Origin of the sequence: Sphingomicrobium arenosum, from assembly GCF_026157085.1 — a bacterium.
GTDB lineage: Bacteria > Pseudomonadota > Alphaproteobacteria > Sphingomonadales > Sphingomonadaceae > Sphingomicrobium > Sphingomicrobium arenosum.
In genome coordinates this window covers 284,932-306,083 of sequence record NZ_JANPVN010000001.1, presented here as the reverse complement: position 1 = coordinate 306,083, position 21,152 = coordinate 284,932, and the positions used below count along the sequence as shown (strand labels likewise).

The following is a 21,152-nucleotide window of genomic DNA, read 5'->3' as shown; positions in this document are numbered from 1 at the left end:
CACCAGTGGCATCACTCAAGGCACTCAAGGGCCGGATCAACTCGGTCAAGTCGACCCAGAAGATCACCAAGGCGATGAAGATGGTCGCGGCGGCCAAGCTGCGCCGTGCGCAGGCCAATGCCGAGGCGGGTCGCCCTTATGCGACGCGCCTGTCGGACGTGGTCTCTTCGCTCGCGAGCCGCATCACCGTGGGGCCGCAGAGCCCCAAGCTGATCGCCGGCACGGGCAAGGACGAGACGCACCTCATCATCGTGGCGTCGGGCGACCGTGGCCTCGCGGGTGCGTTCAACACCAACATCACCAAGGCCGCGCGCCAGAAGGCCGAGGAACTGCAGGCGGCGGGCAAGACCGTCTACTTCTACCTCGTCGGCCGCAAGTCGAAGCCGCTCATCAAGCGCGTGTTCGGCGACGCCATCATCGGCGAGCATGACACGACGCAGGAAAAGAACCCGAGCTACGACACCGCGCAGGCGATCGCCGACGACATCATCGACCGGTTCAATTCGGGCCGCTTCGATGTCGCGCACCTTGCCTATGCCGAGTTCGAATCGACGCTGAGCCAGGTGCCGCAGGTCGATCAGCTCATCCCGGTCAAGCCGGCGGACGCGGGCGATGCAAGCGAGGGCGCATCGGCGGCGGTCGAATATGAACCCGACGAGGAAGCGATCCTCGCCGATCTCCTGCCCAAGAATGTCGCGATCCAAATCTATCGCGCGATGCTGGAAAACCAGGCCGGTTTCTACGGCTCGCAGATGACCGCGATGGACAATGCGACGCGCAACGCAGGCGACATGATCAATCGCCTGTCGATCCAGTACAACCGCCAACGCCAGGCGGCGATCACCACCGAACTTGTCGAAATCATCTCGGGCGCCGAAGCGCTCTAACAGCCGAGGAAAAGTGACCATGGCTACCGCCGCGAAAACCGCAACCAACACCAAGGCCGGGCGCATTGCGCAGGTCATCGGCGCCGTCGTCGACGTCGAGTTCGACGGCGAGCTGCCGCCGATCCTCGGCGCGCTCGAAACCGACAATAACGGCCAGCGCCTCGTCCTCGAGGTCGCCCAGCACCTCGGCGAGAATATCGTCCGCACGATCGCGATGGACGCCACCGAGGGCCTGACCCGCGGCCAGCCCGTCACCTCGACCGGTTCGATGATCGAAGTGCCCGTGGGCCCGAAGACCCTCGGCCGCATCATGAACGTCACTGGCGAGCCGATCGACGAGCGCGGTCCCATCGGCAGCGACAAGTTCGCGCCGATCCACGCCGAAGCGCCGGCCTTCGTCGACCAGTCGACCGAAGCCGCGATCCTCGTCACCGGCATCAAGGTCATCGACCTTCTCGCCCCCTACGCCAAGGGCGGCAAGATCGGCCTGTTCGGCGGCGCGGGCGTCGGCAAGACCGTGCTCATCCAGGAACTGATCAACAACATCGCCAAGGGCCACGGCGGCGTGTCGGTCTTCGCGGGCGTCGGTGAACGCACCCGTGAAGGCAACGATCTCTATCACGAGTTCCTCGACGCCGGCGTCATCGCCAAGGATGCCGACGGCAACCCGACGAGCGAAGGCTCGAAGGTCGCCCTCGTCTTCGGCCAGATGAACGAACCGCCGGGCGCCCGTGCCCGCGTGGCGCTCTCGGGCCTCACCCAGGCCGAATATTTCCGCGATGAAGAAGGCCAGGACGTGCTCTTCTTCGTCGACAACATCTTCCGCTTCACGCAGGCGGGTTCGGAAGTGTCGGCGCTGCTCGGCCGTATTCCGTCGGCGGTGGGCTATCAGCCGACCCTGTCGACCGACATGGGCGCGCTGCAGGAACGCATCACCTCGACCAACAAAGGCTCGATCACCTCGGTCCAGGCCATCTACGTTCCCGCGGATGACCTTACCGACCCTGCCCCCGCCACCTCGTTCGCGCACTTGGATGCGACCACCACGCTGTCGCGCGCCATCTCGGAACTCGGTATCTATCCGGCCGTCGACCCGCTCGACAGCTCGAGCCGCGTTCTCGAGCCGCGCGTCGTCGGCCAGGAGCATTACGAAACGGCCCGCGCCGTTCAGGAAATCCTCCAGAAGTACAAGTCGCTCCAGGACATCATCGCCATTCTCGGCATGGACGAACTGTCGGAAGAAGATAAGCTGACCGTGGCGCGCGCCCGCAAGATCCAGCGCTTCCTCTCGCAGCCGTTCCACGTCGCCGAAGTCTTCACCGGCATCCCGGGCAAGTTCGTCCAGCTTGACGACACCATCAAGTCGTTCAAGGCGGTGGTGAACGGCGAATATGATCACCTGCCGGAAAGCGCCTTCTACATGGTCGGCGGCATCGACGAAGCGGTCGCCAAGGCCGAGAAGATGGCCGAGGAAGCCTAAGGCGATGGCACTTCACTTCGAACTCGTCACGCCGGAAAAGCTCGTACGCTCGGGCGACGTCCAGATGGTCGTCGTCCCCGGCGTCGAGGGCGATTTCGGGGTGATGGAGGGCCATGCGCCCTTCATGACGACGCTCAAGAACGGTAGCCTCGAAATCCACAGCGGCAATGGTGCGCCCGAGCGCGTCACCGTGTCGGGCGGGTTCGCCGAAGTCGGCGACAAGGGCCTTACCGTGCTGGCGGAGAAGATCGAGGGTTAAGGCCCTTTCTTCGATGCGCTCAATTATTCGGGCCGCGGTTCCAGCGACGGAACCGCGGCCCGATTGCTTTTGCCCCCCTGCCCGCTAGGCTCGGCGGCGAAGGGGGACGAGGGCTTGAGCAAGCGCTGGGCAACGGGATGGCGGGCCGATGCGGCGCTGTTGGCGCTGCTTGGGGTGCTGCTGGTCATCAATCCCGCCGGCTATGTCGGGCGCGGGGCCGACGATTACCAATATGTCGAAGCGGCGCGCTGCTGGGTCGCGCAAGGGCCGTGCCTGCCGACCGACCATTGGGAGGCGCGCTGGCCTTTGGTGGCGCCGATGGCGGCGCTGTTCGCGCTCTTGGGCGAAAACCGCTGGGTTGCGGGGATCGTGCCGCTAGCCGCGAGCCTTGGCGCCGTGCTCGTGCTGCGGCGGATCGGCGACCGGCTGTTCGGCGCCCCCGCCGGGTTGGTCGGCGCGTCGCTGTTGGTGATTGCGCCCGTCATGTCGGCGCGGCTGCTTGTCCCGGCGGTCGAGCCGATCGAACTTCTGCTGATCAGCCTTGGCGCCCTGTGGTTGCTCCAGCGGCGCTGGTGGCGCGCAGGACTGGCGCTGGGGCTCGCGCTACAGACACGCGAGACGGGCCTGTTCCTCGTGATTGCGTTGGGAGCGCTGTTCACGCTGACGCCACTGATGCGGCGGCACATTGCCCCGGCGGTGGGCACCTTAAGCGGTCTGGCGCTCCCCTTCCTCGTCGAATTCATCGGCTTTGCGCTGGCTACGGGCGATCCGCTCTATCGGCGGTTGCTATCCACCGGGCATGGCGGCATTGCTTCGACCGAGACCGACATGGTGCTGGGCGACGGCGCCCTGCCCTTCTTCAATCGTGCGCTGATCGAAAGCTGGCGGCACGAGGGGCCGGTCGCGCTGCATCCCCTGATCGACGGGCCGCTCAACCTGCTGATCCATCCGTGGACCGGCTTTCTGCTGCTGCTGATGGTGACGGGGTGGATCGCGATCCGCTGGATCGGCACGCCCGAGCAGCGCAGGACCCTCACCCGGCTCGTCCTCCTCACGCTCGGTCATATCCTCTTCCTCACCTACGTTCTGGCGATCGATCCCAAGCCGCGCATGATGCTGCCCGCGCTGGCACTGGCCGCCTTGTCGGGTGGGGCGATGCTGGCGGCGCTGGGTCGCGCCACACGTCCGCTGTGGCCGACCTTTGTCTTCGCCTGTATCGCGCTTCCGGCACTCGTCGCACTAAGCGAGCATCGCCGCTATCATGCGGTCGAGGCCGAGGTGGCGCGCTGGCGGGCGGCAACCGGCGCGCGGGTCGAGGCGCCCGACTTCCTGCGCGAAGGGCTCACCTTTCTCGACGGCGGGGCACCCGAGCCGCTGGCATCCGATTCCCCCTATCTCCTGCTCTCGGTCGGCGGGCGATGCGCCCCCTTCGAGGCGGCTCCCGGCATGGACGGAAGGTTGCGCACCGTTGCAGCATTCGAGCAGAATTTCTGGGGCCGTTTCAACAGCGGGCGCGGCGGCCAGCTATGCATCTTTGCGCAGAAGGCCGACGTCGCGCCGGGCGAGGTGGAGGCGCTGTTTGCTCCCGATCCTTCAGCTCTGATTAGGCCGAAGCGTTAAAGCGCGATGTAACCGGCATTAGGCTTTTCTAAAAGTTTGCATCCTATTCACCATTACCGACCAGACACGAATCCATGGGGAAAAGCGCGATGAATGCGTTCGGTAAGCGAGGAAATGTCAGCGGTGCGCGCCCGAGCTTCGGGGTAGCGCGTCCGATGAAGGGTGGCCCCGCGCCGTCGTCGAGCGAAGAGAACGAGGTCGAGGACAACGGCCTCGACGAGACCCCTGTCGCCCCCAGTGGCGGCGGTGCCGCGAGCCTGTCCGCGATGGACAAGCTTAACGACCGCATGAATTCGGATCACAAGGAAGAAGCGTCCAGCGAAGGCTTTGAAGCCAGCGTCCACAAGATCAAGGAACAGGTGCTGCCGCGCCTCCTCGAACGTGTCGACCCCGAAGCCGCTGCCACGCTCGGCAAGGACGAGCTTGCGGAAGAATTCCGCCCGATCATCTCCGAGGTGCTGGGCGAGCTGAAGATCACGCTAAACCGCCGCGAACAGTTCGCGCTGGAAAAGGTGCTGGTCGACGAACTGCTCGGCCTCGGCCCTCTCGAAGAACTGCTCGCCGACCCGGCCGTGTCCGATATCATGGTCAACGGCCCCGACCAGACCTTCATCGAACGCAAGGGCAAGCTCGAACTGGCCAAGATCCAGTTCCGCGACGAGGAGCACCTTTTCCAGATCGCGCAGCGCATCGTGAACCAGGTCGGCCGCCGCGTCGACCAGACCACGCCGCTGGCCGACGCCCGCTTGAAGGATGGTTCGCGTGTCAACGTAATCATCCCGCCTTTGTCGCTGAAGGGCACCGCGCTCTCCATTCGTAAGTTCTCGGACAAGCCGATCACCGTCGACATGATGCGCGGCTTCGGCTCGATGTCGGAAAAGATGGCGACCTGTCTCAAGATCGCCGGCGCGAGCCGCATGAACATCGTCATCTCGGGCGGTACGGGTTCGGGCAAGACGACGATGCTCAACGCCCTGTCGAAGATGATCGACCCGGGCGAGCGCGTCATCACCATCGAAGACGCCGCCGAACTTCGCCTCCAGCAGCCGCACTGGCTGCCGCTGGAAACGCGTCCCGCCAACCTCGAGGGCCAGGGCGCGATCAGCATTCGCGACCTCGTCATCAACGCCCTGCGTATGCGTCCCGACCGCATCATCCTGGGCGAAATTCGTGGCCAGGAATGTTTCGACCTTCTGGCCGCGATGAACACGGGACACGACGGCTCGATGGCGACGTTGCACAGCAATAGCCCGCGCGAGTGTCTCGCCCGTATGGAGAACATGGTCATGATGGGCGACATCAAGATCCCGAAGGAAGCGATCTCGCGCCAGATCGCGGACTCGGTCGACCTTATCGTCCAGGTGAAGCGCCTTCGCGACGGTTCGCGTCGCACCACCAACATCACCGAGGTGATCGGGATGGAAGGCGAGGTCATCGTCACGCAGGAACTGTTCAAGTTCGAATATCATGACGAGACCGCCGACGGTAAGATCATTGGCGAATATCGCTCGATGGGCCTTCGTCCCTATACGATGGAAAAGGCCAAGCAGTTCGGCTTCGACCAGCCCTATCTGGAGGCCTGCCTCTAGGCGCTAGAAACTCGCCGCCGTGCGGGCAGCGAGACGCTCCGGCACGGCCGGGAAGTCGATCGGCGTGCGATGCTCGGCCAGCGCTTCCACAGTGCCGCCGCGTAACGGCACGAGCCCGGCCCTGAAGGCCTGCGTACAGCGATCCCAGCCATAGTGGCGCGCCTCGGCCACGCAATCCGCGCGATTCGCCTTCAAGGCATGTTGAATGGCGGCGCCCAAGCGATCGCCCAGCGCGCCGACCGGCCGACGACTGCCGTGCATCCCCCTGCCCTTCGCACCCACGATGTCGAGCGGCCCCTGCACCGGAAAGGCGGCGACCGGGGTGCCGCAGGCGAGCGCTTCTACCATGACGAGGCCGAAGGTGTCGGTTCGGCTGGGGAAAACGAAGACGTCCGCGCCGACGTAGAGGCTGGCGAGTTCCTCGCCGAACCTGGGGCCGAGGAAAAGCGCATGCGGATAGCGCGCGCGAAGCTGGTCGAGGTCGGGGCCGCCGCCGACGATCACGGTCGATCCGCGCTGCGGCAAGGTCAGGAGCGCCTCGACGTTCTTCTCGATCGCGACCCGGCCGACATAGAGGCGAATGGGGCGCGGCAGGTCCGCGAGCAGCGGATGCGGCGCGCGGTCCGGCGTGAACAGATCGGTGTCGACGCCGAGCGGCCAGCGATGAAGGCGCTTCACGCCGCGTGTGCGTAGCTCATTGCCAAGCCGGTCGGTCGCGACCATCGTGCGCGCCCCCGCCGCGTGGAAGCGCGCCACCAGCGGCCAAACCCAGTCGGCAGGGCACCAGCTACGCATTGCGACATAGTCGGGAAAACGGGTGTGAAAGCTGGTGGTGAAGGCCAGCCCCTTGCGGCGACAATAGCGGCGCACCTTCTGGCCGAGCGGCCCCTCGGTGGCGATATGGACGTGGGTGACCCTGTCGCCGAGCGCGTCGAGGCGCGCTGCGATCGTGGCATAGCGCACCATCGCGAGGCGGATTTCGGGATAGGTCGGGCAAGGGATGGTGCGATATTGATCGGGCGAGACGAGCTCGACATGGGTGCCCGAGGCACGCAATTGCTCAATCGTTTTTTCCAGCGCGCGCACGACGCCATTGACCTGCGGGTGCCAGGCGTCGGTGACGATGAGGACGGTCATGCCCGCGCTCCGGCAGGCACGGTGCTCGCAGGGCCTGTCTCGCGCGCCGTGTCGGAGGCGGCCTGTCCTGCCTTGCGCTCGGCCCAGTTGAGGATCTGCATGCTGCCGTCGAAATGTTCGATCAGCGCGGTGCAGCTTTCGACCCAGTCACCGTCGTTGTAATAGGTGATGTCGCCGATCCGGCGGATTTCTGCGTGATGGATATGGCCGCACACGACGCCGTCGACCCCGCGCCGCGCGGCCTCGTCGGCGACCACCCGCTCGAACTCGCCGATATAGCTGACCGCATTCTTGACCTTGAGCTTGAGATAGGCGGAAAGCGACCAATAGGGCTTGCCGAAGAGCTTGCGGGCGAGATTGACCCAGCGGTTGAGCTTGAGCAGCGCCGTATAGGCATGATCGCCCAGCACCGCGAGCCACTTGTGATAGACCACTACCCCGTCGAACTGGTCGCCGTGGAGAACCAGCAGGCGGCGCCCGTCGGCAGTGTGATGCACCTCCTCGCCGACGATCTCGATCCCGCCGAGCGACAGGCCGACATAGTCGCGGAACAGTTCGTCGTGGTTGCCCGGCACGAAGACCACGCGGGTGCCTTTTTGCGCGAGTTTGAGGACGGTGCGCACGACATCATTATGACGCGGCGGCCAGTACCAGCCCTTCTTCAACCGCCAGCCATCGATGATGTCGCCGACGAGATAGAGCGTGTCGCAATCGACCGAGCGCAGGAAATCGTAGAGCAGGTCGGCGTTGCAGCCCGGCGTGCCGAGATGGGTGTCGGAGATGAAGATGGTGCGATAGGCGAGACGCGGGCAAAAATGTTCGGGAGCGATCGGCTCCTTGAGCCAGTCGGCGCACATGTCCTGCCTGTCCTGTGAGCGCTTCTCGCGGTCATGGTCGCGCATTGGGTGTCTCCCCATAAGCCGTTGCGTCACCTCTGCCTTACACATGACAGGCGACAGGCTCTTGTCGGCGCGGTGAGGGCGCTGTTTCACCTCGATAACGACTTAAAGACAGTGATCGGGATGAAGCAGGCCACCGATCCGAACGGGATCGAAACGAAACTTTGACGAGGCCCCGTTCATTGGGTCAGGAAGGACGGACAGCAACAGGGAGACGATGATGCGTTTGATGATTGCAGGAGCGGCGGGATTGGCCGCCATGGGGCTTGGCGCCTGCGCGAACAGCGGCGGGCTTGGCCAGACGATCGGGCAGGCGGTGCTCGCCGACCTCATTCGCGATGCCGTCGGCTTGGGCCTTCGCGACGACAATTTCGTGGCGCGCGATCAATATCGCCACCCGGTCGAGACGCTGAGCTTCTTCGAGGTGCGCCCGACCGACACGGTCGTCGAAATCTGGCCGGGCGGTGGATACTATACGCAGATCCTCGCGCCCTACCTGTCGAATGGCGGCACCTATTATGCGGTGGCGAGCGAGCGCGGTTTGGGTGGCGTGCGCGGCTTCGTCGACGCCAATCCCACCTATGCCGCAAGCGTCAATTATGCCGCTTATCCGTGGCAAGAGGGCCAGGTGAGAGTGCCCGCCGGATCGGCTGACAAGGTGCTGACGTTCCGCAACGTGCACAATTGGATGACGAGCGACACGATCACCGGCGCAACGGCCTTTGCAGAAATGTACGAGATGCTCAAACCCGGTGGCGTGCTCGGCGTGGTCGAACATCGCCTGCCCGAGAGTGCGCCTGCCGAACGCGAAGGCGGGTCGGGCTATATGAAGACCTCGACCGTGATCGCGCTGGCGCAGGCCGCAGGCTTCGAATATGTCGGCGCGAGCGAAATCAATGCCAATCCCAAAGACACCGCCGATTGGGAAAAAGGCGTGTGGACCCTGCCCCCGGTGCTGACCTTGGGCGACGAGGATCGCGACCGCTATCTCGCCATCGGCGAGAGCGATCGCATGACGCTGAAGTTCAGGAAGCCGATGTAGGGCGATGACCGAGGCGGAAGCGCGCGCCGCGCTGATCGAGCGTCGCGACGCGCTTCGCGCCGAGGATCGGCTCGACGAGGAGGGCCGCAAGCCCGTCGTGCTCGACCAAGAGAGCGTCGGGCGGCTGTCGCGGATGGACGCGATGCAGGTACAGGCGATGGCGCGGGCGCTCGAACAACGCCGCGCCGCCGAGCGGGCCCGCATCGATGCGGCCTTGAAGCGGCTCGACGAGGGCGACTGGGGGTGGTGCGTAATATGCGGGGAGGCGATCGCACCCCCTCGCCTCGCGCATGATCCCAGCGTGACGCACTGCATCAAATGCGCCGCATGACAAGGAACCAGCGGCTCCATTGCGACATTAAGAGACAAATGGCACTGCCCCCCGATGGGCCGTGCCCGGTTCTGACAGGGGTAATCGAATGAGTGACGACAAGGCGACCAATGGCGCGCGCATCCTTCTGGTGGAGGATAGCCCGGTCATGTCGCTGAAAACCGAGGATGCCTTGCGCGAGAGCGGCTATTTCGTCGTGGGTCCGGCCTATGACATGCCCGCCGCGCTGGATCTTGCCGGACGCGAGCAGATCGACGCGGCGATCGTCGACCTCAATATCCGCGGCGAAAAGAGCTTTCCGGTGCTGGAAATCCTGAATGGCCGCAATGTCCCCTTCGTCATCACCTCGGGCTATGCCGACTGGACGATGCCTGAAGAATGGATGGAGCGGCCTCGCCTCCAGAAACCCTATGAGGAGGAGGCGCTGATCAAGAAGATCGGGCGTCTGGTCGGCGAAAAGGCCGGCTGATCAGAAGACCGCGCTGCCCGACTGGTAGAGCATGTAGGCGGCAACCACGAAGATAAGTCCGGCGAAGACGGTGGTGAGCTGTCCCTTGCTGGACAGTGCCTTGGCGGCGCGCGTGCCTGCGAGGCTGCCGAGGAAGCCACCGGCGACGAAGATCGCGGCGAGTCCCCAGTCCACGAGCCCGCTCCAGGCGTAGTTGAGTGCGGTCGTGAGCCCGAAGGCAGTCACTGCGACAAGGCTGGTGCCGACCGCGTTGAGCATCGCCATGCGGGTCGAGGCGACAAGGCCCGGGACGATGAGAAAGCCGCCGCCGATGCCGAAAAAGCCCGAGAAGGCGCCCGTGCCGAGGCCGAAGGCACCGACCTTGGGGGCGTTGCCGCGGTGGAGGCGCGCTTGCGCATCGCCGACCGCCTTGCAGCCCCTTAGCATCAGTATGCCAACGAGGATCATGACGATGGCGAACAGGAACAGGAGTTTCTGCCCGTCGAAAGCCTTGCCTGCGGTCGAGCCCAGGAAGGCGCCGATGATGCCGGCACAGGCGTAGAGCAGACCGATCCTCCACTTTACCGTGCCCGCGCGGGCGTGCCCGCCGAGCCCCAATGCGGCATTGGCAGCGACCGCGAGCGCGCTGGTGCCGATCGCGACATGCGGCTCGGAGACGCCGACGAGATAGACCATCAGCGGCACCGCGAGGATCGACCCCCCGCCGCCGATCAGGCCGAGGCTGAAGCCGACGAGCGCGCCCGAGAAGAGCCCGGTGAAGAGGTAGAGGAGGTCCATTGGCGCGCTAGCTGCGCTCGAGGATGAGACGGTGGCCCACCATGCCGACAAGCATGGCGATGACGAAGCCCGCGACCTGACCGAAATTGACCCCCAAGGAAGCGATGGCCGGGCCGGGGCAGAGTCCACCGAGACCCCAGCCGATGCCGAACAGGGCGCTGCCGCCGAGCAGCTTTCCATCAAGCCTCTTTGTCCCGGGCAGGTGCCACTCGGCATCGGCGAAGGGATGGGTCATGCCTTTCTGAATGATCCATGCCACCGCCATGACGGCGAGCGCGCCGCCCATAACGAAGGCGAGCGTCGGATCCCAATTGCCGAACAGGTCGAGGAAGCCGCGCACGCGCGCGGGGTCCATCATGCCCGAGATGGCGAGGCCGCCGCCGAACAGGCTGCCGGCGAGAAGGGTGAGCAGATGTTGGCGCATTACCAGCCCTTTCCGATGGCGTTGAGAATGGCGACGGTGGCAATCCCTGCGCCCATGAAGGTCAGCGTGGCGCTGATCGAGCGCTGCGACAGGCGGCTCATGCCGCACACGCCGTGGCCCGAGGTGCAGCCCGAGCCTATGCGGGTGCCAAAGCCCACGAACAGGCCGGCGGCAATCGGCATCCACGCCTTGGGCGGAAAGCGCGCCTCGATCGTGCCGGTAAGGAGCTGGACGATCACTGCGCCCAGCACGAGAGCGACGATGAAGGTCAGCGCGAGACTGCGCGGCGGGCCGCTATCGGCGATGCCGGTGGCGCGCGCGGTGAGCCCGCTGACACCGGCGATCCGGCCGATACCGAGCAGCATGATGGCCGCGGCAAGCCCGATCATAAGCCCGCCGATCAGCCCCTCGAGGGGCTGGGCATGTTCGAAACCTGGCATGGTCATGAGTGGCCTTTTCAGAGCGTGTTGATGGGGATCTTGATATAGGAGACGCCATTGTCCTCGGGTTCGGGCAGGCGCCCGCCGCGGATGTTGACCTGGACCGAGGGCATGATCAGTTCGGGCATGGCAAGGTTCCGGTCGCGGCTGGTGCGCAGCTCGACGAACTCCTCCTCGGTAACGCCGTCACGGACATGGACATTCTCGTCGCGCTGCTGGCCGACGGTGGTCTCCCACGCATAATTGTCGCGACCGGGAGCTTTGTAGTCATGGCACAGGAAGATGCGCGTCTCGCGCGGAAGGTCGAGGAGGCGGCGAATCGAGCGGTAGAGTTCATGCGCACTGCCGCCCGGAAAATCGGTCCGCGCGGTGCCGAAGTCGGGCATGAAGATCGTGTCGCCGACAAAGGCGGTATCGCCAATGACATAGGCCATGTCGGCGGGCGTATGGCCCGGCACGTGGAGCGCGATGGCGTCGAGATTGCCGATCTTGAAGCGGTCGCCGTCGACGAACAGACGGTCGAATTGCGAGCCGTCGCGTTCGAAGTCGGTACCAGCGTTGAAGATCTTGCCGAACACGTCCTGCACGCGAATGATGTCCTTGCCGATGGCGAGCTGGCCGCCGAGCTTTCCCTGTAGATAGGGCGCAGCGGAGATGTGGTCGGCATGGGCGTGGGTCTCCATGACCCACTGGGTCTCGAGCCCTTTCTTATCGACATAATCCTCGATCAGCCCGGCCGAGCGGGTCGCGGTGCGGCCCGAAGCGGCATCATAGTCGAGGACGCTATCGATGATGGCGGCTTGGCCCGTCGCCGCGTCGTGGACGACGTAGCTGACGGTATTGGTGGCTTCATCGAAGAAGCCGGCGATGGTGGGGCGCTTCGTTTCGTCCTCGAGCGCGGCGCGGATGATGTCGCGCGCGCCGTCGAGCGCGGTGTCGCTATTGCTGACCATGTCCCTCCTAACGCGGCCCCTCGCCGCTTAGTTCATGATACATAGTTACATCCGAGCAGGCGTCAAGGGTTTGGAATGATTGACTGAATCGGAGGCCTCAAACGAAGAAGGCCGCCCCACCCGCTTGAGGTGGGACGGCCTTTCTTCGTACCGAAGCAGCCTCGCTTAGAAGCGAGCGCCGAAGCCCACGGTCAGGCCGGTGCCGAGGCGTTCGGCATGGCTGTCGTCGAGGCCGGTACGCAGGCCACCCTGCGTCCACAGGCGATAGCGCTGGCCTTCACCGAAGGCGAAGGCGGCGCCGATCGACAGTTCGCCCATCGTGCCCACCGCCTCGCTGCCAAGGTCGGTCACGTCGAGCGAGATCGACCGGTCGGTGTTGAAGTCGCGGATGACGTCGGCGGCGAGATACATGCTCGCATCGCCGCCCGCGACGGGCTGGCGCAGCTCAGTGGCGAGACCGAAGCGGCCGATGAGGCGCTGCTCGTCACCGGTGAAGGCAACAGTTTCGCCATCCGGGCCGACGATCGTCCCGAGCTGCTGGCCGCCATAGGTCAGCTGCGCTTGCGGGACGAGCGACCAGTTGCCCGACAGTGCGATGCGCTGCCCGACTTCGATCGAGCCGACGAGCAGGTCGCGGCCAAGATCGTCGGCAACCTCGCCGAGGAGGGCGCTGTCGACATCGACATCGACGTTGCGATAGCGGCCCTGAACATCGAGGTAGAGCCCCGAGGCCGAGGCGAAGGTCATCGCCGCGCCCACGCCGAAGTGGCTGCTGTCGATTTCCCCGTTCCCGCTGACCGCCGACACTTCACCGCTGGTGCGGCCGAGCTCGCCCCAGACCGAAACGGCGAGGTTTTCGCTCATCGCGGCGTCGAAACCGATCTCGCCGCCAAGCTGCGCGGTGTCGAGCGCGAAGCCCGTCAGCGAAGCCCGCGGTTCGAAATGGTCGTTCTGCTGGTCGACACGCATCCACAGGCCGGTGTCGCCCATGCGCGCCTGCCCGCCATGACGTTCGGCGTAGCTGGGCAGTTCGGCATGGAGGCCCATGAGGTGCGGCAGCGCTTCATAGAGCGAGGCCTGCGCGACGATCTGCGAGGCAAGGAAGAGGTCGCCCTCGATCGCTTCGAGATCATAGTCGTAGGCACCGACGCGGAAGGCGCCGCCGTCGAGCACGAATTGGCCGGTGGCCAAATCGCTGTCGGTGTCGATGAGGAGCACGTCTTCGCCATTGGTGGCGGTGCCGATGAGATCGAGCTCGATGGTCGCGCCGCCGACGAAGGCATCGGCGGTGACGAGATCGGCGCTCGCCGTGCCGAGCTCGATATCGAAGCCGAACACCGAGGTCCCGCCTGCGTTGAGCGTGCCGTCGACGGCGAAGAGGCCGTCGGTCGCACCGTCGATCATGGTGACCGTGCCGTCGATGAAGGCATCGCCGGTGACGAAGGCGCCCGCGCTGGCATCGAGCAGCGAGTCGGCGTCGAGGTAGAAGTCGCCGTCCACGCCGAAGCCGGTCATGGCGGTCAGCGTCGAGCCAGTGAGGACATAGAGTTCCGCGGCCAGCGTTCCTCCCATGTCGATGACGCTTTCATCGCTGATCTGGACCGTCTCGAAGCCGGTGATCAGGTCGCCATCGGCGCTCGCTTCGATCTCGACGAGGGCGAGGCTGTCGTCGCCCTCACCGCCCTCGAGCGCTTCGGTGCCGGTAAAGCCACCGGTGAAGACGAGCACGTCGTCGCCTGCCCCGAGGTCGACCGAGATCAGGCCGGTGACGTTGGCGATCGAAACGCCGTCGTCGCCGAGGTCGGTCGTGATCGCGCCCACCGTGCCGGTGGTGTCGACGATGACGATGTCCGCACCATCGAGATCGGCGCTGTCGTCCTGACCCGCACCCGAGGTGTTGATCATGCCGACCGAGGCATTGCCGCCCACGGTGACGCTGTCGCTGCCGCCGGCCAGCTCGATAAGCTCGACGGTGGCATCGCCTTCGACCGTGACCGCTTCGTTGAACGAGCAGCCAAGGACATCGGTGTAGCTGTCGGTGCCGTCGATGGTGACGGTGCCAGCGCCGCAGACGCCGAGGTCGGTCGCGCCGACGATATTCGACAGATAATAGCCGTCCGAGCCCTCGAACAGGCTGTAGAGCACGCCATCGCTGATGATCGGTGCCGCAAGGTCGAACACGCCCGTGTCCGAGCCCGCCATGTCGAGCACGTTGACGAGGAGCAGGCCTTCGCCGTCGGTGAACAGGCCATCGTCATCGGCATCGAGCGCAACCGCGCTGGCACCGCCGACGAAGTCGAGGAAGATGGTCGTGGCACCGGTGCCAAGGACGGCGGTGTCGATCATCAGCATGTCGGCTTCGAGCGTGGCGAGGTCGACGTCGCTGTAGAGCTCGCCGCCGTTCGACAGGTAGACGCCCTCGCCATCGGTGCCGGCGGTGTCGCTGCCGGTGATGACGATGATGTCGCCCGCGACCGGACCCGTGCCGCCCGTCAGCGCGTCGGCCATGACGATGGCACCGGCGTTCTCGAAGGTTTCGAGACCCAGGAACTGCGCCTGTTCGACGCCCGCCGCCGCGACCGAGGTGCTGGCGAGCGCGCCGGTGTCGTCGATCGTGGTCGGCGCGGTGTCGTCGTCGGTGCCGGCCGAGAAGCCAGCCATGTCCTCGACGGTGAGGAGACGCACGACCATGCCGGCTTCGTTGACGAACAGGTCGGTGCCCGCGCCGAAGTCGTTGATGGCAACGCCTTCGGTGTCGCGCACGCCGTTGAAGTCAGTGTCCGCGAAGTTGCGCAGGTTCACGCTCAGCGCCGAGCCATTATAGAAGGTGTCGTTGCCAGCCCCGAAGGTCATGTAGCCGGTGACCGTGCCGTCGTTGTAGACGGTGGTGTCGCCGCCGGCGGACAGGAACGCCGCGTCGCTCGACGCGCCAAGATTGGCGTCGCTGCCGAGCGTGACGGTGACGCCGTCGAGGCCGCCCACGACCATCCCGTACTCGGCGCCGTAGACGGTGCCGAGCGCGGTCACGTCGACCGACCCGTTGATGGCGAAGAACGTGCCGGCATCCCAGCCGGCCGCCACGATCCCGCGACCCGTGGTGCCGCCCCCGACGACGTCGCCGGTCGCCGTGATCGTGATGTCACCTCCGGCAGTGCTCGGGAAATGGTAGGCCGCGATGCCGGTGTAGTTGAGGCCGAACACGTCGCCCGCGGTGATGGTAATGTCACCACCAGCAGTGCCCTGGACGGCGTCGATGCCCGAGTTCCCCGTCACCGTGCCGCCGGCAATGATCGTGATATCGCCAAGGCCATAGGACGAGGCCTGGATGCCCGTGGCGGAGGTGGTGGCCACGACCGCGTCGGTGGCGATACGAATGTCACCCGTGCCGTAATGATAAGCCGCAATGCCGTAACTGGTGGCGCTCACGAGGTCGTGGGCGGTAATGGCGATATCACCCAACCCGTTGTGAACTCCGCCGAGACCGTAATCGGTGGCCGTCACGGCGCCGTCGGCCGTGATCTGGATATCGCCGACGGCCGAAGAACCAGACCAGCCGACGATGCCGTTGCGACCGCTCACGGTCGACCGCGCGTGGATCGTGGACGCGCCACCATGGTTTTCGGCATAGAGACCGGCATCGTAGCCGCCGGACAGTGCGCCGTTGATCGTCGCCGTGATATCGCCGCTCGTGCCATTGTTGTTCACCAGCTGGATCGCATCGCTGCCACCCGTGACCGCCCCGGTGTTGAGGAGGATGTCACCGCCCCCCGAGCTGGTGGCCTGGATACCGATGAAGCCGCCGTTGACGAGCTGCGTCGTCAGGATGTCGGTGATCCCGACACCGGCATTGTCGGTCTGGATCCCGTAGGTTCCTCCCGAGACGGTGCCGAGCGCATCGATGTCGATGCCGCCAGCACCATCCTGGTCGGCATAGATGCCCACCGTCGTGCCCGACACGGCTGTCGCTGCATCGATGTCGATGCCAAGGCCGTTGTTGTAGGTCGCGATGCCGGCACCGTTGGTGCCGCTGACGGTGTCGCGGGCGAAGACGACCACATTGCCGCCCGACGCCGCCGAGGCGCTGATGCCCCCGGTGCCGCTGACCGCGCCATCGGCATCCACCGTGACCGAACCGTTCGCGGTGTAGGCCTGGATGCCGAGGCCGTTCGTCGACGTGACCGCCCCGTTGGCGTCGATGTCGATGTAGCCGTCGAAGGCCGACGCCCAGATGCCATTGCCGAACGTCGAAACGTCGCCGTCGGCCTGGATGTCGATATTGCCCTGGCCGGCGCCATGATAGGCCGCCCAGGCGGTCACGCCGGCGCCGCCGCTGGACGTCACGTCGCCCGTCGCGTGAATATCGATATTCCCGCTGTAGCCCTGAATGGCGTAGATGCCGTTGCCGATTGCATCCACGGCCGCCGTGTCGATGAAGGTGGTCACCGACGAATCGCCGACGCTGTTGTAGGCGTAGACGCCGCTTGCTGCGGTGATGGTGCCAAGCACGTCGATGTCGATGTCGCTCGGCGAGACCGAGCGGACGTACACGCCCCAGCCGTTGGTGCTGTCGATCGTGCCGGCGACGGTGACGTCGGTGCCACCCTGCGCCGTATTTGAGTTGTAGACATAGACACCGTTGCCGACCGCGTCGATCGAACCGGAGAGGTCGATGTCGACCGCGCCAGTGCCCGAATTCACGATGCTGATGCCAGCACCCGCGGTGGTGACGATGCTGGTCGCATCAATGTCCACCACACCATCGCCCGACTGGTCGATTTTGATGCCGCCGTCGAGCCCAACCGAATAGAAGCCGCCGGAGATCGTCTCGGTCGCGAGGATATTGACCGCACCGCCGTCGTTATCGACGTAGATGCCGGTGCCAGTCGCGTTGATGGCTTCGTTGACGGTGATGTTGGTGTCACCGGTCCCGAAATTGTTGACGTGAATACCGATGATGTCGGCCTCGATGAGGCCGTTCGAGGTGATGAAGATGTCACCGGCGTTGTAGACGTTGGCGAAGATGCCGGTGCGGTTCACGTCCATTTCAGCGGTAGTGATGATGAGATCGCCGCTGCCGTAATGCTGCGCATCGATGCCGTCGCCGTCACCGGCCACGGTGATCTTGCCGTTGGCGGTCACGTTGACATCGCCCGTCGTGGTCGCAGCGGTGTTGACGTAAATGCCGTCCGAGGTGCCAGCCAGCGTCGTGGTAATGCTGCCATCGGCAGTGACCGTCGTCGCGCCGGTGCCATCGTGATCGACATAGATGCCGTAATTTCCGCTCGAGACGGCATTGGCAAGCACGGTCACGTCGGTCGCGGCAGGGGCGGCGTCAACGTAAATGCCGCGGTTGGTGCCGGTGACGAGGCCGTCGGTCGTGATATCGACCGCGCCTGCGCCGTTCTGGAAAACAGCTACGCCGTCGCCGCTCTGCGCTGCGACATTGTTGAGCGCGAGGATCGTGTCGCCAGTGCCATTCTGATCGACGCGAATGCCGTTGACCGCGCCGGTCAGCTGACCGGTCGAGGTGACCGAAACGGTGCCGCCAGCGCTCTGGACGTAGATCGCGCCGCTCGATTGACCGGTGACGTCGCCGACGTTGATGGTGGTGACGCCGGTGCCGTTCTGGACTGCTTCGATACCGCGAACCGCACCCGTGACGGTACCAGCCGCCGTGATCAGAAGGTCGCCGCCCGCGTTGGTCGCTTCGATCGCGTCACCCGCCGTGCCAGTGACGTTGTTGACGGTGAGCGTGAGGTTGCCCGCGCCGAGATTGCCGGCGTCGATGCCGATCTCGCCGGTGACGAGCCCACTCGAATCAAATTCCAGGCCGGTACCGTTGCTCGACAAGGTAACGGCCTCGCCGTTGGTCGCGGTGACATTGTCGACCTCGACGTCGACATAGCCGCCGGTGCCCGTCGCCCGCAGCGTGCTGTAGAACGCTTCCAGATTGCCGTTCACGTCGACGAAAATGTCGCCATCGTTGGTGCTGGCGTTGATCGCAAGATCCTCGGTCACCGAGACGTTGCCGGTGACATTAATGTCAACGTTGCCGACATTCGCCTCGCCGGTGATGCCGACGCGACGCGCAGTGACGTTGCCGACGACATCGACGTCGATGTTGCCGGTCGCGCCTGCTGCTGCGGCCGCGGCGACGATGCCGTAGAGATTGGTAGCGGTGACATCGCCCGCGATGTCGACGACCACGTTACCTTGGCCCGAGGACGTGCGGACCATCCAGATGCCGGTATTGACGCCCGCAAACACGTCACCGATGAGATCGAGACGCAAGTCGCCGGTCGAGGAATCGCGCACCTCAATGCCCGATCCGTTCGCCCCCGTCACATGACCGACAATCGTCATGACGACCGAACCCGTGCCATAATCGTTGATAAAGACACCAGTTCCCGACAGCGAATTTACACTCCCGAAAATATCCGCGTTGATCCCTCCAGGTCCAGAATTCTGCATCCGGATGGCGCCCGCATTGCCGCTGACCGATCCGATCTCCACATCGATCTGACCGCTCGCGCCATTGGAGAGGTTCATCCCGTAAGCGGAGCCAGAAAGACTGACGTTGCGCATGTTGATGTCGATACCGTTCGAAGCGGTCACGGTAAGCGCCGAACCGCTGGTCGCCGTATACGTGCCTGCACCCGTGCCGAAGCCATAACCGGCGCTATATTGCGTGACCTCTACCGCGCCCGAGGTCTGGGTCAGCGTGATCAAGTTGCCGGGAATGGACGTCGACATCTCGAACGGCGAGATGAGGTGGAGAATGAGCGGCGAGGAGCTGCCCGACCCGTTGAAGTTGATGGCGGTCGACTTCGGAGCACCATTGTCTTCGCAGTCGTAGTGATTTGTGATCCCGGCGTACACGTAGCAATAGTCTTCGGCAGCTGCCTGCTGCGGGAGCACTGCGGCCGAACCCGCCAGCGCGACGACCGATGCGGACCATTTGAGCGAGCGAAGGCGATTGGCCTGACGGGACATAGATACAACTCCACAAACACGCGCCCCGCACGTGCAGGAGCGACGATCGTTTCCACAAATTTTCCGGAAAAGCCGGGCCACGGACGCAGCCCCCCCCCTCCCCGAGTACGATGCCCGATAGACTGGAATGTTGACCGCGTTCAACCCATTAAATTTAATTAACGATTAATGCGTGCTTGAAAGCCACATCAGTCGTTTATCCGACATTCCCGCCATCGGTCGGCTGCCGACCATGAGCAGGGGCGGATAAGCAAAAAGGCGGCCCGACGCGAGGTCGGAGCCGCCTTTTGATTGTCCCGTGATCGGGAGGTCATGGTGGGCGTGGCAAGGATTGAACTTGCGACCCCTACGATGTCAACATAGTGCTCTACCACTGAGCTACACGCCCATGACGGAGGCGGCATTTAGGAAAGGATCGCCGCCTTGCCAACCCCTTTTTTCCGCTTTCGCGAAAAAGCCTTACAAGCGGCCGTGCTGGTCCTCGGTCTGGAACATCCGATCCACCTCGGCGACAAGGTCCTTCAAATGGAAGGGCTTGGACAGGAGCTTGGCCTCGGGCGCGGTGCGACCGGCCTGGAGCGCGACGGCGGCAAAGCCCGTGATGAACATCACGCGGATGGCGGGATCGAGCGCGCTCGCCTTTTGCGCCAGTTCGATCCCGTCCATTTCGGGCATGACGATATCGGTGAGGAGCAGGTCGTACTTCCCCTCCTCGAGCAGCGGCAGCGCCTTGGTGCCGCAATCGACCGCGACGACCTCATAGCCGACGCGTTCGAGCGCGCGCGCCAGATATTCGCGCATCGACTGATCGTCTTCGGCTAGCAGTATCCTCGACATATTTTCCCTATGCGCCTGTCGCGGACAATTTTCCAGTCGTTAAGGATGATGAGGACGCGACTGTCACAAAGTGGTACGTCCGGGCCACGATGCTGCCCGACGCCGCCCTCCCCGCCCCGATCGTGATCGCCCCCCGCAGTAACAGTCCGCTGCTCCTGTCGGTGCCGCATTCAGGGCGCGATTGCCCTCCGGCTCTGGCGCGGCAGGTGCATGGAGGTGCGCGGGCGCTGGCGGCGCTGGCCGACCCTTATGTGGACAGATTGGTCGCGCCGCTCATCGAGGCGGGGCATGGCGCCGTGGTAGCGCGGACACCGCGCGCCGCGCTCGACCCCAATCGGGCGCCCGACGAGCGGGTTGCCGCCCTTCATCCCGGCACACCCCCCGCGCCGCCAGGTAGCAAGGCCGCGCATGGGCTCGGCATCGTGATCGCCAAGGGTGCGGGGAAGTCACTGTGGAAGGAACCTGTCCCCCTGCCCGCCCTCGAGCAGCGCATCGCCGATGCCTGGACGCCCTATCATGCAGCGCTCGAGCGGATGATCGACGAGACGGTCGAGCGCCAGGGCGCGGCGATTCTGCTGGATTGTCATTCGATGCCGCCCAGGAAACGGGGGTTGCCGCGCTTGGTGCTTGGGGATCGGCATGGCAGCAGTGCAGCGCCGTGGGTTGGCGCGGCGGCCGTCGCGGCAATCGAAGCAGCGGGGCTCGAGGCGGGATTGAACCACCCTTATGCGGGCGGCGAGATCGCGCGGCGTCACGGCGCCCCGACGCGCGGCGTCCATGTCCTGCAGCTGGAGATCGATCGGTCGCTTTATCTCGGCAGGGCCCTGCGCGTGCCGGGGAGCGGGATGGGACGGATCACGCGGCTGGTCACGGCCATTGCCGCCAGAATCGAGGCGGCGCTTCCATCAGGCGAGCGACAGGCGGCCGAATGAAAAAGGCCCCGCCTCCCATGGGAAGCGGGGCCATTTTTCAGCGCACCGCGGCGAGGCTTTCACACCGCCGCGGCGAGGTCGGG

At 64.9% G+C, this 21,152-nt stretch carries 17 protein-coding genes and 1 tRNA gene; 9 read left to right on the top strand and 9 right to left on the bottom strand.

Translation table 11 applies throughout. The annotated features are described in order from the left end of the window. The first annotated feature begins 5 nt into the window (after window positions 1-5). The 5 genes from NUW51_RS01355 (at window position 6) to NUW51_RS01335 (ending at window position 5,835) form a co-directional block, all read left to right on the top strand. A complete protein-coding gene (locus NUW51_RS01355; RefSeq protein ID WP_265562032.1) occupies window positions 6-887 on the top strand; it encodes a F0F1 ATP synthase subunit gamma in 882 nt (293 codons plus the stop codon). 19 nt (window positions 888-906) lie between these two features. Continuing rightward, complete coding sequence (gene atpD, locus NUW51_RS01350) at window positions 907-2,367, top strand: F0F1 ATP synthase subunit beta (protein ID WP_265562030.1); 1,461 nt, start codon at window positions 907-909, stop codon at window positions 2,365-2,367. 4 nt (window positions 2,368-2,371) lie between these two features. Further along, a complete protein-coding gene (locus NUW51_RS01345; protein ID WP_265562029.1) occupies window positions 2,372-2,626 on the top strand; it encodes an ATP synthase F1 subunit epsilon in 255 nt (84 codons plus the stop codon). 114 nt (window positions 2,627-2,740) lie between these two features. Continuing rightward, window positions 2,741-4,246, top strand: a complete 1,506-nt coding sequence (locus tag NUW51_RS01340) for a glycosyltransferase family 39 protein (protein ID WP_265562027.1) — start codon at window positions 2,741-2,743, stop codon at window positions 4,244-4,246. 89 nt (window positions 4,247-4,335) lie between these two features. Beyond that, window positions 4,336-5,835, top strand: coding sequence for a CpaF family protein (locus NUW51_RS01335; RefSeq protein WP_265562025.1), 1,500 nt, complete (start codon window positions 4,336-4,338; stop codon window positions 5,833-5,835). A 3-nt stretch (window positions 5,836-5,838) separates the two neighbouring features. Here NUW51_RS01335 and NUW51_RS01330 read toward each other — a convergent pair whose 3' ends face one another. Continuing rightward, window positions 5,839-6,972, bottom strand: a complete 1,134-nt coding sequence (locus NUW51_RS01330) for a glycosyltransferase family 4 protein (protein ID WP_265562024.1) — start codon at window positions 6,970-6,972, stop codon at window positions 5,839-5,841. Then, the gene (locus NUW51_RS01325) at window positions 6,969-7,874 is read right to left on the bottom strand and encodes a UDP-2,3-diacylglucosamine diphosphatase (RefSeq protein WP_407696303.1); all 906 of its coding nucleotides are present in this window, start codon (window positions 7,872-7,874) and stop codon (window positions 6,969-6,971) included. Before NUW51_RS01325 ends, NUW51_RS01330 begins: the two co-directional genes overlap by 4 nt. A gap of 214 nt (window positions 7,875-8,088) precedes the next feature. Here NUW51_RS01325 and NUW51_RS01320 point away from each other — a divergent pair, with 214 nt between their 5' ends. The 3 genes from NUW51_RS01320 to NUW51_RS01310 all read left to right on the top strand — a co-directional run bounded on the left by NUW51_RS01320 (window position 8,089) and on the right by NUW51_RS01310 (window position 9,713). Further along, window positions 8,089-8,913, top strand: coding sequence for a class I SAM-dependent methyltransferase (locus tag NUW51_RS01320; RefSeq protein WP_322597069.1), 825 nt, complete (start codon window positions 8,089-8,091; stop codon window positions 8,911-8,913). Between the two features lie 4 nt (window positions 8,914-8,917). Beyond that, window positions 8,918-9,244, top strand: a complete 327-nt coding sequence (locus NUW51_RS01315; RefSeq protein ID WP_265562022.1) for a TraR/DksA family transcriptional regulator — start codon at window positions 8,918-8,920, stop codon at window positions 9,242-9,244. Window positions 9,245-9,332: 88 nt separating this feature from the next. Continuing rightward, window positions 9,333-9,713, top strand: coding sequence for a response regulator (locus NUW51_RS01310; RefSeq protein WP_265562020.1), 381 nt, complete (start codon window positions 9,333-9,335; stop codon window positions 9,711-9,713). Here the strand turns inward: NUW51_RS01310 and NUW51_RS01305 are convergent, their stop codons facing one another. From NUW51_RS01305 to cpdR, 7 genes are all read right to left on the bottom strand, one after another. Next, window positions 9,714-10,490 carry a sulfite exporter TauE/SafE family protein gene (locus tag NUW51_RS01305; protein ID WP_265562018.1) on the bottom strand — a complete coding sequence of 259 codons (777 nt, stop codon included), beginning with the start codon at window positions 10,488-10,490 and terminating at the stop codon, window positions 9,714-9,716. Between the two features lie 7 nt (window positions 10,491-10,497). Continuing rightward, window positions 10,498-10,914 (bottom strand): DUF6691 family protein, encoded by a 417-nt coding sequence (locus NUW51_RS01300; RefSeq protein ID WP_265562016.1) that lies wholly within the window; start codon window positions 10,912-10,914, stop codon window positions 10,498-10,500. Continuing rightward, window positions 10,914-11,360 (bottom strand): YeeE/YedE family protein, encoded by a 447-nt coding sequence (locus NUW51_RS01295; RefSeq protein ID WP_265562014.1) that lies wholly within the window; start codon window positions 11,358-11,360, stop codon window positions 10,914-10,916. Before NUW51_RS01295 ends, NUW51_RS01300 begins: the two co-directional genes overlap by 1 nt. Before the next feature lie 11 nt (window positions 11,361-11,371). Next, complete coding sequence (locus NUW51_RS01290) at window positions 11,372-12,307, bottom strand: MBL fold metallo-hydrolase (RefSeq protein WP_265562012.1); 936 nt, start codon at window positions 12,305-12,307, stop codon at window positions 11,372-11,374. Window positions 12,308-12,472: 165 nt separating this feature from the next. Beyond that, complete coding sequence (locus NUW51_RS01285; RefSeq protein ID WP_265562010.1) at window positions 12,473-19,300, bottom strand: hypothetical protein; 6,828 nt, start codon at window positions 19,298-19,300, stop codon at window positions 12,473-12,475. A gap of 313 nt (window positions 19,301-19,613) precedes the next feature. Further along, a tRNA-Val gene (locus NUW51_RS01280) sits at window positions 19,614-19,688 on the bottom strand. Between the two features lie 71 nt (window positions 19,689-19,759). Next, window positions 19,760-20,137 (bottom strand): cell cycle two-component system response regulator CpdR, encoded by a 378-nt coding sequence (cpdR, locus tag NUW51_RS01275; RefSeq protein ID WP_265562008.1) that lies wholly within the window; start codon window positions 20,135-20,137, stop codon window positions 19,760-19,762. An 89-nt stretch (window positions 20,138-20,226) separates the two neighbouring features. On the opposite strand from cpdR, the gene NUW51_RS01270 reads away from it, so the two are divergent. Beyond that, window positions 20,227-21,069, top strand: coding sequence for an N-formylglutamate amidohydrolase (locus NUW51_RS01270; RefSeq protein WP_265562007.1), 843 nt, complete (start codon window positions 20,227-20,229; stop codon window positions 21,067-21,069). Window positions 21,070-21,152 lie beyond the last annotated feature (83 nt).

What these genes read in the sequence shown, in the direction of transcription:
- atpD (WP_265562030.1), top strand. Translation starts at nt 907, where the DNA reads ATGGCTACCGCCGCGAAAACCGCAACCAACACCAAGGCCGGGCGCATT.
- NUW51_RS01345 (WP_265562029.1), top strand. Translation starts at nt 2,372, where the DNA reads ATGGCACTTCACTTCGAACTCGTCACGCCGGAAAAGCTCGTACGCTCG.
- NUW51_RS01335 (WP_265562025.1), top strand. Translation starts at nt 4,336, where the DNA reads ATGAATGCGTTCGGTAAGCGAGGAAATGTCAGCGGTGCGCGCCCGAGC.
- NUW51_RS01330 (WP_265562024.1), bottom strand. Translation starts at nt 6,972, where the DNA reads ATGACCGTCCTCATCGTCACCGACGCCTGGCACCCGCAGGTCAATGGC.
- NUW51_RS01325 (WP_407696303.1), bottom strand. Translation starts at nt 7,874, where the DNA reads ATGCGCGACCATGACCGCGAGAAGCGCTCACAGGACAGGCAGGACATG.
- NUW51_RS01320 (WP_322597069.1), top strand. Translation starts at nt 8,089, where the DNA reads ATGATGCGTTTGATGATTGCAGGAGCGGCGGGATTGGCCGCCATGGGG.
- NUW51_RS01315 (WP_265562022.1), top strand. Translation starts at nt 8,918, where the DNA reads ATGACCGAGGCGGAAGCGCGCGCCGCGCTGATCGAGCGTCGCGACGCG.
- NUW51_RS01310 (WP_265562020.1), top strand. Translation starts at nt 9,333, where the DNA reads ATGAGTGACGACAAGGCGACCAATGGCGCGCGCATCCTTCTGGTGGAG.
- NUW51_RS01305 (WP_265562018.1), bottom strand. Translation starts at nt 10,490, where the DNA reads ATGGACCTCCTCTACCTCTTCACCGGGCTCTTCTCGGGCGCGCTCGTC.
- NUW51_RS01300 (WP_265562016.1), bottom strand. Translation starts at nt 10,914, where the DNA reads ATGCGCCAACATCTGCTCACCCTTCTCGCCGGCAGCCTGTTCGGCGGC.
- NUW51_RS01295 (WP_265562014.1), bottom strand. Translation starts at nt 11,360, where the DNA reads ATGACCATGCCAGGTTTCGAACATGCCCAGCCCCTCGAGGGGCTGATC.
- NUW51_RS01290 (WP_265562012.1), bottom strand. Translation starts at nt 12,307, where the DNA reads ATGGTCAGCAATAGCGACACCGCGCTCGACGGCGCGCGCGACATCATC.
- NUW51_RS01285 (WP_265562010.1), bottom strand. Translation starts at nt 19,300, where the DNA reads ATGTCCCGTCAGGCCAATCGCCTTCGCTCGCTCAAATGGTCCGCATCG.
- cpdR (WP_265562008.1), bottom strand. Translation starts at nt 20,137, where the DNA reads ATGTCGAGGATACTGCTAGCCGAAGACGATCAGTCGATGCGCGAATAT.
- NUW51_RS01270 (WP_265562007.1), top strand. Translation starts at nt 20,227, where the DNA reads ATGCTGCCCGACGCCGCCCTCCCCGCCCCGATCGTGATCGCCCCCCGC.